This window comes from Agromyces aureus (genome assembly GCF_001660485.1).
Classification (GTDB): Bacteria; Actinomycetota; Actinomycetes; order Actinomycetales; family Microbacteriaceae; genus Agromyces; species Agromyces aureus.
This window is the reverse complement of the sequence record NZ_CP013979.1, coordinates 811,963-823,994: the sequence shown is the minus strand read 5'-3', so window position 1 is coordinate 823,994 and position 12,032 is coordinate 811,963. Positions and strand designations below refer to the sequence as shown.

The following is a 12,032-nucleotide window of genomic DNA, read 5'->3' as shown; positions in this document are numbered from 1 at the left end:
GACGGACGCGTACAAGGCCCAATCGCAGCGAGTCGAGTCGGACCTCGGGCCCACCCCGAACGCCCCCGGCTTTCGGTCTCCGATCCGCCGCATGCTCTCATGCTGCCGGGCACCCTCGCAGGTGAAATGATGAGGGAATGGCGGGCACGCACCGATCGAATGTCACGATGCAGGATGTCGCTCGGCGCGCAGCGGTCTCACCGCAGACCGTCTCCAATGTCGTGAACGGTCGGTCCGGTCGGGTGAGCGAAGACACTCGGCTCCGCGTCATCGAGTCCATCACCGCCCTTGGCTATCGCGTGAACCAATCGGCACGCTCCCTTCGCCGAGGGCGCACCGGCACCGTCGGGCTCGGCATCCCGACCCTCGACTCCGAGTACTACGGAGCCCTCGCCGAAGCGCTCAGCGACCGGTTCTTGGAGCGTGGATTGCGGCTCGTCATCGAGACCACCGGTGGCGCGGTCGGAGCCGAGATGCAGTCTCTCGCGTCGTCACGCCTGGATTCGTACGACGGCTTCGTCCTCGCTCTGGCGGCCGGCGACACGGACCACCTCGTGCAGATCGACACCGAGACCCCCGTCGTGCTCCTCGGTGAACGCGCGCTCTCCAGTCAATTCGACCACGTCGTGATGGACAACATCGCGGGCGGACGTCGCGCGACGGAGTTCCTGCTTCAGCGCGGTGCGCTCCGGATCGTCGCGCTCGGCGGAATCGGCTCCGACGAAGAGTCCATGCCGGCGCTCCGAACCCGTGGCTACCTCGACGCGCACGCGACGGTCGGCATCGACGTCGACAGAGCCCTGATCGTCCCCTCGACCTTCGGAATGGAGGCCGGCTACGAAGCCATCAGCCGCCTTCTCGAACAGGGTCGCGCTTTCGACGGGGTGTTCGCCATGACCGATTCAGTCGCCATCGGTGCGCTCCGGGCGCTCGCGGATGCCGGGGTTCGAGTGCCCGACGACGTGCAGGTGGTCGGCTTCGACAACATCCGGGCCGGCCGTTACAGCGTGCCGAGGCTCACGACGATCGAGCCCGCGAACGAGACACGCGCCGACGCCATCGTGGATCTGCTCATGAGCCGGATGACGCATCCGCGCGGTGATCTCGAACGCCGAGTCATCGTGCACCCCGCAACGCTCATCGAACGTGAATCCACGATCGGGCCCCGGCCGGGCACGAAGGCGAACTGACGGCGCTCGGCCCATGAACCGATCACCCGTCGTTCGCCCGGCCCTGCGGTCGGGCCCGGTGGGACCCGACCGCAGCCGCTGACGTCAGCAGGACTTTCCGGAGTATGGGACCTCCTTTTCGGTCGTGACCGTGCGACCGTTCATCTCAGCGCTGAGCACGATTGAGACGTTGCCGCCCGAGACCGTGGCTTGCCGCGTCGAGAACACCTGGAACCCCGACTTCCCCGATGCGATGTCGGCAAAGGACTTGGTTCCGTAGTCGGTGTCGATTCTGATGTCCACGGGCACGTCGTTCTCGTTGTCGATGCGCACCGCGAGTACGCCCTTCCCGGCAACGCAGCGAGTCTCGACCGAGACCGCCGAACTCAGCTCAGGGTCCACGATGTCCGCGCACGACAAGCTCATCGTGAGCCAATCCGCATGGTCGTAGGCATTCGTGTCGCCTCCGATATCCGCGGTGAGCCGAAGGCGGTCCACGCCGGTGACGTCGATGGTGAACGCTTCCTTCTGCTTGTAGCGGATGACGCTGGAGTTGCTCCAGAGCGTCGACCCGTCCCCGGTCACCGAACCGCTGATGGACGGCTTGAGGGTCGTATTGCCGTTGTTGGTCTCATCGTCCACCCCGAGCGCGCCAGACAGGACGGTGCAGTTCCCGCCCAACCAGACGTCGACGGTCGAGACCGCGTTCGATCCGATTCCCTTCGGATAGACCGTTCCGTCGACCGTGAGCGGGTGGTCGTCCTGACTGAGGTCGCGGCGCGGGGTCCCGGTCCATCCGTTCGTCGTCGCGAGCCACGGGAGGTCGCTGAGATAGGTTTCGCCGGTCGGAGCACTCGGCGTGACCTTGACGACCACCGATGCCGGTTCCGAACCGCCTTCCCACACGATCTGCGCCGGCAAGGACACATCTCCGATTGTCGCGGTCGCGCCCGCCTCGATATCGACCGTCACGGTCGCCGAGCCACCGGCGGCGATCTCCGGAACGCTGACCGGTGATGCGGCGGTGACTCCGCCAGCGGTACCGATCTCCAGTCGCGAGCCGACGAGGGGCACCTCGAGGAGGTTATGCACCGTGACGGGAACTGTCGTACGCCCGGATTGTTCGACTCGCCCTGAACCCGACGCGCCAACGACACCGGGGAGATGTTCGTCCATGCCCGCGGAGAGCCGGTACACGGCGGTTTCGTATGCGGGCAACGTCGCCGAGATCGCCGCAGCGGTGTTGTACAGGTCGGAGTGCGACCACACGTCGCGCACGACGTAGACGTCGTCCTGCGCCCCCAATGCGCCGAGAGAGGTCGAGACCGTGGCGCTCGAACCGGTCGTATTCAGGAGGGCTACCGCGAGGTCGCCGTCAGCGAGTTCGCGGGTCCACACTTGAAGACCCTCGCCGTTGCTGATCCGGCGTGCCTGCTCGCCCAGAGGGTCCTGGTCGATGTCGACCAACTCCTTGTTGGTGAGCAGAGCAACCTCGGCGTCGCTGAGCGCGCCGACGTCCGTCCCGAGGAAGAGCGGTGCGGCGAGCATCGACCACATCGCCAGGTGGCTCTTGTTCTGGGCGTAGGTGAGCGACCCGTTGCTGAACTGGAGCATGTCGGGGTCGTTCCAGTGTCCCGGACCCGAGTACGGATGGAGTTCCGCCTGCCGGTCGATGATGCTCGTGATGGATCCCCAGTTGGGCGCGATGTCGCCGGTGGTTCGCCAGAGGTTGGCGATGGGTTCGGCCCACGTCCACGGAGCGCTGTCGCCGTATTCGGAGATCGCGTAGACGATGTCCCGGTCCACCTTGGCGAGCTCATCGCGCATCTTGGAGAAGGCCTGCTGCTTGGTCAGGTTGAGACTTCCGTCGGGGTAGCACCAGTCGTACTTCAGGTAGTCGACCCCCCAGGCCGCGAACGTCTCGGCGTCGATCTGCTCGTGTCCATACGACCCGATGTTCGGCGTGTATCCGTTGTAGAGGTTCGCACAGGTCTTCGTCCCGGGGACACTGTAGATGCCGAACTTCAGCCCCTTCGAATGAACGTAGTCAGCGACCGGCTTGATACCGTTCGGGAAGCGGGTCGGGTCGACCTTCAGGACGCCGTTCGCATCGCGTCCGTTCTGGAAACAGTCATCGAGCACGACGTACTCGTATCCAACCTCTTGCAATCCCTTCTCGACGATCTCGTCCGCCACGTTCATGAGCGCGGCGGCCGTGAGACCGTTTCCCCCGTTGCAGTAGAACTGGTTCCAGCTGTTCCACCCCATCGGGGGCGTGTCCGCCAGGCCGTTGTCGAGCGCCTCGGCGGGTGCCGGTGGAGAGATCGCCAGGAGAGACCCGACGGTGACTGCAGCCACGGCCACGGTTCCGAGCAATCGGTGTCGCCAACCTGCTCTTCTTGTGGATCGTTCGAACATTGAACTACTCCCTCTCTTGACGAGATCGACCCCAGCTATCCTGCTGACCGTCACGCTGCGGAGGGTCCTCTTGCGGACCCCACTCGGGCTTCTGGGCGCGACGGATCCCCGGACGGGCACGGCGGGGTCGAATTCGCCGCAACCGCTCGGGAGCCTGCTCTACTTGGAGGCCACCGAAGTGCCGCCCTCGGATGGACGGGCATCGCTCACAGTGCCGGCATCAAGCGCCGGTCGGCCGGTCGCGAATGGATGACGGGCGTGAGATGGATGACAAACCGATATCGACGGGCACGTCGTAGACGACACTGATCCTCCTTGATCAAGCCGAAGCGCGGGCGCCAACCCTCGCGTTGCACGGTAGATCGATAAACCGCGACTTCGCTCCGAATGTTACCGTGAACAACTGGGCCGCCACAAGGGAACCTGAGCGCGCGAACCTCGTCCGAATCGCGGCATGCGCCGAGGGCTCGAGCCGCGTGCGATCGCAGGTGCGATCGCAACAGCGGATCCGGGGGCGGCCGCTAGGGCGATGCTGACCCATGCAGAACGGCCCCAACGATTCGGGCACGCGGAATGTCTCGTGGTGCCGCGGGATCGCGTCCGCCGGGAGATGCTGCACGAAGCTGACACTGCGGCTGGCCTGAACATCGACCTGATCGAGGTCATCGCGTCCTGGGGTCTCGATCGCCGCCTCGGCAACGGAGCCCTGACCCGCATCGAGGGGTTCCTGCGCGAGGCATCCGTCGACGCACTGTCGAACCCAGTCATCGACGACGTCGTGCAGCCGCTCATCGCGTCGCTCGACGGCCCCCCGCGCACCCATGCGCTTGCGGTGCTCGCCCGTTGGGCCGACGAACCCGACCCTCGGCTCCGAGCGGCCGCGGGTCGGGTGCGTTCCGCCTGATTCGAGGCTGACTCCTCAGGGACGCAGCATGACCTTGCCGACGCGGCCGGCGTCGAAGTTCGCGCGGCTCGCCTGCGCGATCTCGTCGAAGCCGTAGGTCGCCTCGACCGGCAGCGTGATGACGCCTTCGCGCAGGCGCGTGAACACCTCGCCCATGAGGCGGGCGCGCTCCTCCGGCGCCATGGTCGAGCTGACCTTGCTCCCCCAGAATCCCTTGACCGTCGCCTGCTTGAAGATCACGTCGCCCGACGGGATCTGCATGACGGGCGACGCCATCGCGCCGAACACGACGAGAGTGCCGTTCTCGGCGAGCAGCGAGAGCACCTGGCCGCTCGCGGCGCCGCCGACCGAATCGACGCCGACCTTGACGGCGGCCCCGCCGGTCACCTCGGCGACGCGTTCACGCCAGCCCTCGTCATCCGTTGCGACGATGTTGCCGATGCCCTGCCCGGCGAGTTCGTCGACGCCCGCGCCACGACGCACGAGCCCGACCACGTTGATGCCGCGCGCCGGCGCGAGCTGCGCGAGCAGTCGCCCGACGGCGCCGTTCGCGGCGTTCTGCGCCAGCCAGTCGCCGGCTTCGAGCCCGAGCGCGTCGAGCAAGCTCACGGCGCTGAACGGCATCGCCACGACCTGTGCGGCGACCTCGTCGGGCACGCCGTCGGGAAGCGGGATGAGTGCGGCCGCCGAGGCGATGAAGTACTCCGACCAGACCCCGAGCGTGCCGCCGGTCACGACGCTCTGACCGATCGTGAGATGCTCGACGCCCTCGCCGAGCGCATCGACGACGCCGAGCGCCTCGGTGCCGCCGACGGCCGGCAGCGTCGGCTTGTAGCCGTACGTGCCGCGCACCGTCCAGAGGTCGTGGTTGTGGATCGGCGAGAGCACCAGGCGAACCCGCACCTGCCCGGGCCCGGGTTCCGGAACCGGAACCTCCCGCACCGATAGCACCTCGGCCGGGTCTCCGAACTCGCCGTGCACGAGTGCCCGCATCATCGACTGCTCCATCTTGCGCTCCTCTGCTCGCCGCCGATCGACCGGCGGTGCACGTCCATCCAACGCCCGCGGTCTGGGCGTTGGCCGAGCACGGAGTCCGCTCGACGTGCGGATGCCCCGAGACAACGCCCCGGGGCATCCGTCATCGCAGGCTCAGCAGGTCAGCTGCAGGCGCCGGTGCGCTCCCACGCACCCCAGGTCAGGGAGCCGGGCTGGTCCCCCTGGGTCCACCACTTGGCGCGGTACTGCGATCCGGCGAAGCTCACGACCGATCCGCCGACATAGGCCGTGCCGACGTTCCAAGCCGTCGAGCAAGCGCCCGGGTTCGTCGGGTTCGTCGGGTTCGTCGGGTTCGTCGGGTTCGTCGGGTTCGTCGGATTGGTCGGGCCGGTGCACGTGCCGACCTCGTTCCAGACCGCCGCCGTGCCGGGCGTCTCGCCCTGGGTCCACCACTTCGCGGTGTACTCCTTGCCCTGATGACTCACCTTCACGCCACCCGTGTAGACCTTCGACGCGCTCCACGCGGGCGCCGCGCAGGTGCCCGGGTCGGTGGGACCCGTCGGGTCGGTGGGATCCGTCGGGCCCGTCGGATCCGTCGGACCACTCGCGAGCCGGGCGCCGATGACCTTCGCCACGTCGTACCCGTTCGTCTTGTCCCAGTTGATCGACCAGGTCATGACGCCGCCGATGCGCCCGTACGGCGACGCAGGCTTGAACGAGCCGCAGTTCGTACCGGCCTCGAGGCAATCGACGGCCTTCACGACGTTCGCCATGGGCTGGTAGCCGCCGCCGGCAGCACGCTGCACGGCCGGCACGCCGATGCCGACCTGGTCGGGGCGCAACCCCATCCCGAGCTCGATCGCGGTGAGCGCGGTGAGGAAGTCGACGGTGCCCTGGCTGTAGACCTTCTGGTCGGCACCCATCATCGATCCCGAGTTGTAGAACTGGGTGTTCGTGATGGTGAGGATGTCCTTCACCGCCAACGTGAGCTGGTAGTAGGGCATGGTCGTCGCCTGGTAGTCGATCGTCTGCGGGGCCATCGTCAGGATGAAGCCCGACCCGGCCTTGGCCCGCAGCTGGTGCAGCGCATCGCTCATGTACGTGGCGTTGATGCCGTGCTCGAGGTCGATGTCGATGCCGTCGAATCCGTACTGCTGCATCACGGCGTAGGCGGAGTCGGCGAAGTTCTTCGCCTCCGTCGCGTTCGAGACGATGACGTTGCCTCGCTCGCCGCCGACCGAGAGCACGACCTTGCGCCCCTGTGCGCGGATCGCCGCGACATCCGCCTTGAACTGCGTCGTGCTGTACCCGCCGAGCTCGGCGCTCGCCAGGTTGAAGGTGATGCCGCCGGGCGAACCGGCCAGGTTGTCGGCGAACGCGATCGCGACGAGGTTGTACGCCTGCGGCACCTCGCTGAGGCGCATCGTCACGGATCCGTTGTCGAAGTTGTGCCAGTAGCCCGTGAGCCACTGCGCGGGCTGGGCTGCCGTCGCCGATGCGGCTGCCTGCGGTGCGGTCGAGGCTGACGCGGGAACCGCGGCCGCGAGTGATCCCGCGACGAGCGCTGCGCCGGCGGCCAGCGCGGCGACGGCGGCGAACTTGGATCGCTTGCGGGGTCGGAATGGTGTTCGCACGAGAGTGCTCCTTTCGGTCCTCGACGACGAGGACCCGGCCACGCTAGCCAGCGGCGTGCGGTCGCGGCATCCGTGGTTTCCACATGTTCTCAAGGCCCCTTTCGCATTGCGTACGCAGTGCAGGATGGACCCATGGCCTCGATCGACACCCTCACCGACGACGGGCGCCGGTTCGTCACCGACTCCCACCTCGCGACGCTCTCGACGATCGGGCCGGACGGCGGCCTCCACGTCGTCGCAGTCGGCTACACCCTCGACGACGGCATCGTGCGCATCATCACGAGCGACGGCACGCAGAAGGTGCGCAACGTCGAGCGCGACGCACGGGCCTCGGTGGCCCAGGTGTCGGGTCCGCAGTGGCTCAGCATCGCCGGCGAGGCGACCATCGAGCGCGACCCCGACGCGGTGGCCCACGCGGTCGCGCTCTACGCGCAGCGCTATCGGCAGCCCCGCGTGAACCCGCGCCGCGTCGTCATCCGGCTCGCGCCGGATCGCGTGATGGGCTCTGCTGGTCTCGTCGGCTGAGCCGCTCTCGATCAGCCTTCGATGAGGGTCGGATGTCGCAGCCGCGCGCAGGTCGCCCGGGCGACGCAGCGGCGTCGTCGTCCAGCAGGCGAGCCGCCTGTACACGGCCGCCGAGGACCTCGAGCAGTTCCGGCTCGCCATGTGGGTGAGCATCGCAGGCGAAGCCCTCCTCGTGGCAGCCGCAGCGTTCGCATGGTTGACCGTCCGCGGATCACGCAGGGCGCACTGCAACGTTCGCCGGTTGCCGTGCCGTCGCCGGCGGTCCGACTCATCCCGAACCCCGGTCGGGCCGTTCGCACGGTTCGAACGAAGAGGGGGCGGATGCCGCAGCATCCGCCCCTCTCTTGAGAATGACCTCGCTTAGAAGTCCCAGTCCTCGTCTTCGGTCGACACGGCCTTGCCGATGACGTAGGAGGAGCCGGAGCCCGAGAAGAAGTCGTGGTTCTCGTCGGCGTTCGGCGAGAGCGCCGAGAGGATCGCCGGGTTCACGTCGGTGACGCTCTTCGGGAACATCGCCTCGTAGCCGAGGTTCATGAGGGCCTTGTTGGCGTTGTAGTGCAGGAACTTCTTGACGTCCTCGGTCAGGCCGACGCCGTCGTAGAGGTCCTGCGTGTACTGCACCTCGTTGTCGTAGAGCTCGTAGAGCAGCGAGAACGTGTAGTCCTTGATGTCGTCGCGCTCTTCCTGCGTGACCTTCTCGAGGCCCTTCTGGAACTTGTAGCCGATGTAGTACCCGTGCACGGCCTCGTCGCGAATGATGAGGCGAATGAGGTCGGCGGTGTTGGTGAGCTTGGCCCGCGACGACCAGTACATCGGCAGGTAGAAGCCCGAGTAGAAGAGGAAGCTCTCGAGCAACGTCGAGGCGACCTTGCGCTTCAGCGGCGAGTCGCCCTGGTAGTACTCCATGACGATGGAGGCCTTCTTCTGAAGGTTGGGGTTCTCGACCGACCAGCGGAAGGCGTCGTCGATGTCCTTCGTCGAGCACAGCGTCGAGAAGATCGACGAGTAGCTCTTCGCGTGCACCGACTCCATGAACGCGATGTTCGTGTAGACCGCCTCTTCGTGCGGCGTGATCGCGTCGGGGATGAGCGAGACCGCGCCGACCGTGCCCTGGATCGTGTCGAGCAGCGTGAGACCCGTGAACACGCGCATCGTGAGCGTCTGCTCGTCGGGCGTCAGCGTGTTCCACGACTGGATGTCGTTCGACAGCGGCACCTTCTCGGGCAGCCAGAAGTTGTTCACGAGACGGTTCCAGACCTCGAGGTCCTTGTCGTCCTGGATCTTGTTCCAGTTGATCGCCTGCACGTGGTCGACGAGCTTGAGCTTCTCGGGAGGGGTCATTTCAGCTTCTTTCAGAATGACGGATGTCACGGGCGGGCGGGTCTCGATATGGCGCTGGCGCGCCTACTCGACCGACGGGGTCACAGGGCGCAGGAGACGCACATCTCGAGCTCGGTGCCCTCGAGGGCCATCTGCCGCAGGCGGATGTAGTAGATCGTCTTGATCCCCTTCTTCCATGCGTAGATCTGCGCCTTGTTGATGTCGCGCGTCGTGGCGGTGTCCTTGAAGAACAGCGTCAGCGAGAGGCCCTGGTCGACGTGCTGCGTCGCCGCGGCATAGGTGTCGATGACCTTCTCGTGGCCGATCTCGTACGCGTCCTGGTAGTACTCGAGGTTGTCGTTCGTCATGAACGCCGCCGGGTAGTAGACGCGACCGAGCTTGCCTTCCTTGCGGATCTCGATCTTCGACGCGATCGGGTGGATCGAGGCCGTCGAGTTGTTGATGTACGAGATCGATCCGGTCGGCGGCACGGCCTGCAGGTTCTGGTTGTAGATGCCGTGCTCCTGGATCGACGCCTTCAGCGCCTTCCAGTCCTCTTGCGTGGGGATGTGCACGTTCGAGTCGGCGAAGAGCTGCGTGACCTTCGCGGTCGCGGGCACCCACGCGGCATCCGTGTACTTGTCGAAGAACTCGCCCGACGCGTACTTGGAGTCTTCGAAGCCGACGAAGGTCTCGCCGCGTTCGGTCGCGATGGCGTTCGACGCACGCAGGGCGTGGAACAGCACCGTGTAGAAGTAGATGTTCGTGAAGTCGATGCCCTCTTCGCTGCCGTAGAAGACGCGCTCGCGTGCGAGGTAGCCGTGCAGGTTCATCTGGCCGAGGCCGATGGCGTGCGACTTGTCGTTGCCGTCTTCGATCGAGCGCACCGAGGTGATGTGGCTCATGTTCGACACCGCGGTGAGGCCGCGGATCGCGGTCTCGATGGTCTTGCCGAAGTCGGGCGAATCCATGGTGAGGGCGATGTTCAGCGAACCGAGGTTGCAGCTGATGTCCTTGCCGATCTCGTTGTACGAGAGGTCCTCGTTGTACGTCGTCGGCGTGTTCACCTGCAGGATCTCGCTGCAGAGGTTCGACATGTTGATGCGGCCCTTGATGGGGTTCGACTTGTTGACCGTGTCCTCGAACACGATGTAGGGGTAACCGCTCTCGAACTGGATCTCGGCGAGCGTCTGGAAGAACTCGCGGGCGTTGATCTTGGTCTTCTTGATGCGCGGGTCGTCGACCATCTCGCGGTACTTCTCGGTGACCGAGATGTCGCCGAACGGCTTGCCGTAGACGCGCTCGACGTCGTACGGCGAGAAGAGGTACATGTCCTCGCCGTTCTTGGCGAGCTCGAACGTGATGTCGGGCACCACGACGCCGAGGGACAGCGTCTTGATGCGGATCTTCTCGTCGGCGTTCTCGCGCTTGGTGTCGAGGAACTTCATGATGTCGGGGTGGTGCGCGTTCAGGTACACAGCACCGGCACCCTGGCGGGCACCGAGCTGGTTGGCGTAGCTGAAGCTGTCTTCGAGGAGCTTCATCACGGGGATGATGCCGCTGGACTGGTTCTCGATCTGCTTGATCGGGGCGCCGGCCTCGCGGATGTTCGAGAGCGAGAGCGCCACGCCGCCGCCGCGCTTGGAGAGCTGCAGCGCCGAGTTGATGCCGCGCGAGATCGACTCCATGTTGTCTTCGATGCGCAGCAGGAAGCACGACACGAGTTCGCCGCGCTGCGCCTTGCCCGTGTTCAGGAACGTCGGGGTCGCCGGCTGGAAGCGGCCGCCGATGATCTCTTCGACCAGGTTGACGGCGAGCTGCTCGTCGCCCTGCGCGAGACCGAGGGCCGTCATGACGACGCGGTCCTCGAAGCGCTCGAGGTAGCGCTTGCCGTCGAACGTCTTGAGCGTGTAGCTCGTGTAGTACTTGAAGGCGCCGAGGAACGTCTCGAAGCGGAACTTCTTCGAGTACGCGAGGTCGTTGAGCTTGGTGATGAACTCGAACGAGTACTGGTCGAGCACGGCCTGCTCGTAGTACTCCTTCTCGACGAGGTAGTCGAGCCGCTCCTTGAGGGAGTGGAAGAAGACGGTGTTCTGGTTCACGTGCTGCAGGAAGTACTCCCGCGCGGCCTCGCGATCCTTGTCGAACTGGATCTGTCCGTCGTCGCCGTAGAGGTTCAGCATCGCGTTGAGCGAGTGGTAGTCCATGCCCACGCGCGGCACGTCGATCACGGCTACGCCGCTGTCCGTTGAGTTGACCAAAATGCGTCCAATCCCTCGTTGACGGCGTTCACGTCGTCAGGTGTTCCGAATACTTCGAAGCGATACAGCGGCGGCACGTGGCACTTCACCGCGATGATGTCTGCGGCCAGGCAGTAGCCCGTGCCAAAATTCGTGTTGCCGGCGCCGATGACCCCGCGGATCAGTGACCGGTTGTGCTCGTCGTTGAGGAACCGGATGACCTGCTTGGGCACGGCGCCGTTGCCGTCACCCCCGCCGTAGGTGGGGAGGACGAGCACATAGGGTTCGGATGCCACGAGCGGCGCATCTTTCGCATGCAGCGGGATGCGGCTGGCCGGGCGTCCGAGTTTCTCGATGAACCGTGCGGTGTTGCCCGACACGCTCGAGAAGTAGACGAGGTTCGTCATGCCAGGTGCACTCCTTTCGCGATTCCGATGCACTCTGCTGAGCTCACCGGCGCGGTCGGGAGATCAGGCCAGGCGCGAGGCGAGCTCAGCGATCTTGTCGGGGCGGAAGCCCGACCAGTGGTCTTCGTCGGTGATGACGACGGGGGCCTGCAGGTAGCCCAGTTCCTTGACGTGCGCGAGCGCGCCCTCGTCAGTCGAGACGTCGAGCACTTCGTACTCGATGCCCTTGCTGTCGAGCGCCCGGTAGGTGGCGTTGCACTGGACGCAGGATGGCTTGGTGTAGACCGTGACCGTCATGTTCTCCCCTGTTCTTCTCGGGCTCCGGAGGAGCCCGCCCCCGTGATTTCTAGCGAGTTCAATACTACATCTAGTGGCTGGCGAACTGGCCCGCCACAACATGCAGTAATTACATTCCTGTA

10 protein-coding genes are annotated in these 12,032 nt (G+C 65.7%); 3 read left to right on the top strand and 7 right to left on the bottom strand.

Going from position 1 to position 12,032, the window contains the following annotated elements; translation table 11 throughout:
• Window positions 1–167 precede the first annotated feature (167 nt).
• Window positions 168–1,190 (top strand): LacI family DNA-binding transcriptional regulator, encoded by a 1,023-nt coding sequence (locus ATC03_RS03515; RefSeq protein WP_161490310.1) that lies wholly within the window; start codon window positions 168–170, stop codon window positions 1,188–1,190.
• 84 nt (window positions 1,191–1,274) lie between these two features.
• Here the strand turns inward: ATC03_RS03515 and ATC03_RS03510 are convergent, their stop codons facing one another.
• Entirely contained in the window at window positions 1,275–3,527 is a 2,253-nt protein-coding gene (locus ATC03_RS03510; protein ID WP_161490309.1) for an NPCBM/NEW2 domain-containing protein, read from the bottom strand.
• Window positions 3,528–4,197: 670 nt separating this feature from the next.
• Here ATC03_RS03510 and ATC03_RS03505 point away from each other — a divergent pair.
• Window positions 4,198–4,491: a hypothetical protein gene (locus ATC03_RS03505; protein ID WP_152030852.1), complete on the top strand. Its 294-nt coding sequence runs from the start codon at window positions 4,198–4,200 to the stop codon at window positions 4,489–4,491.
• A gap of 15 nt (window positions 4,492–4,506) precedes the next feature.
• Here ATC03_RS03505 and ATC03_RS03500 read toward each other — a convergent pair whose 3' ends face one another.
• Both ATC03_RS03500 and ATC03_RS03495 read right to left on the bottom strand, forming a co-directional pair.
• Window positions 4,507–5,484, bottom strand: a complete 978-nt coding sequence (locus tag ATC03_RS03500) for a zinc-binding dehydrogenase (RefSeq protein ID WP_067881296.1) — start codon at window positions 5,482–5,484, stop codon at window positions 4,507–4,509.
• Window positions 5,485–5,648: 164 nt separating this feature from the next.
• Complete coding sequence (locus tag ATC03_RS03495) at window positions 5,649–7,121, bottom strand: carbohydrate-binding protein (protein WP_067873153.1); 1,473 nt, start codon at window positions 7,119–7,121, stop codon at window positions 5,649–5,651.
• A 132-nt stretch (window positions 7,122–7,253) separates the two neighbouring features.
• On the opposite strand from ATC03_RS03495, the gene ATC03_RS03490 reads away from it, so the two are divergent.
• Entirely contained in the window at window positions 7,254–7,646 is a 393-nt protein-coding gene (locus ATC03_RS03490; protein ID WP_067873150.1) for a PPOX class F420-dependent oxidoreductase, read from the top strand.
• Between the two features lie 360 nt (window positions 7,647–8,006).
• Here ATC03_RS03490 and nrdF read toward each other — a convergent pair whose 3' ends face one another.
• The 4 genes from nrdF to nrdH form a co-directional block, all read right to left on the bottom strand.
• Window positions 8,007–8,987: a class 1b ribonucleoside-diphosphate reductase subunit beta gene (nrdF, locus tag ATC03_RS03485; RefSeq protein WP_067873147.1), complete on the bottom strand. Its 981-nt coding sequence runs from the start codon at window positions 8,985–8,987 to the stop codon at window positions 8,007–8,009.
• 80 nt (window positions 8,988–9,067) lie between these two features.
• On the bottom strand, window positions 9,068–11,173 hold the full coding sequence (gene nrdE / locus ATC03_RS03480; protein ID WP_067881294.1) for a class 1b ribonucleoside-diphosphate reductase subunit alpha: 2,106 nt from the start codon (window positions 11,171–11,173) through the stop codon (window positions 9,068–9,070).
• Between the two features lie 26 nt (window positions 11,174–11,199).
• Window positions 11,200–11,613 carry a class Ib ribonucleoside-diphosphate reductase assembly flavoprotein NrdI gene (nrdI, locus tag ATC03_RS03475; protein WP_067873144.1) on the bottom strand — a complete coding sequence of 138 codons (414 nt, stop codon included), beginning with the start codon at window positions 11,611–11,613 and terminating at the stop codon, window positions 11,200–11,202.
• Window positions 11,614–11,676: 63 nt separating this feature from the next.
• Window positions 11,677–11,910 carry a glutaredoxin-like protein NrdH gene (gene nrdH, locus ATC03_RS03470; RefSeq protein ID WP_067873141.1) on the bottom strand — a complete coding sequence of 78 codons (234 nt, stop codon included), beginning with the start codon at window positions 11,908–11,910 and terminating at the stop codon, window positions 11,677–11,679.
• Window positions 11,911–12,032 lie beyond the last annotated feature (122 nt).

Excerpts from the sequence above, each read along its gene's own strand:
- nrdE (WP_067881294.1), bottom strand. The coding sequence starts at position 11,173 with ATGGACTACCACTCGCTCAACGCGATGCTGAACCTCTACGGCGACGAC.
- nrdH (WP_067873141.1), bottom strand. The coding sequence starts at position 11,910 with ATGACGGTCACGGTCTACACCAAGCCATCCTGCGTCCAGTGCAACGCC.
- ATC03_RS03505 (WP_152030852.1), top strand. The coding sequence starts at position 4,198 with ATGCTGCACGAAGCTGACACTGCGGCTGGCCTGAACATCGACCTGATC.
- ATC03_RS03515 (WP_161490310.1), top strand. The coding sequence starts at position 168 with ATGCAGGATGTCGCTCGGCGCGCAGCGGTCTCACCGCAGACCGTCTCC.
- ATC03_RS03490 (WP_067873150.1), top strand. The coding sequence starts at position 7,254 with ATGGCCTCGATCGACACCCTCACCGACGACGGGCGCCGGTTCGTCACC.
- ATC03_RS03500 (WP_067881296.1), bottom strand. The coding sequence starts at position 5,484 with ATGCGGGCACTCGTGCACGGCGAGTTCGGAGACCCGGCCGAGGTGCTA.
- nrdF (WP_067873147.1), bottom strand. The coding sequence starts at position 8,987 with ATGACCCCTCCCGAGAAGCTCAAGCTCGTCGACCACGTGCAGGCGATC.
- nrdI (WP_067873144.1), bottom strand. The coding sequence starts at position 11,613 with ATGACGAACCTCGTCTACTTCTCGAGCGTGTCGGGCAACACCGCACGG.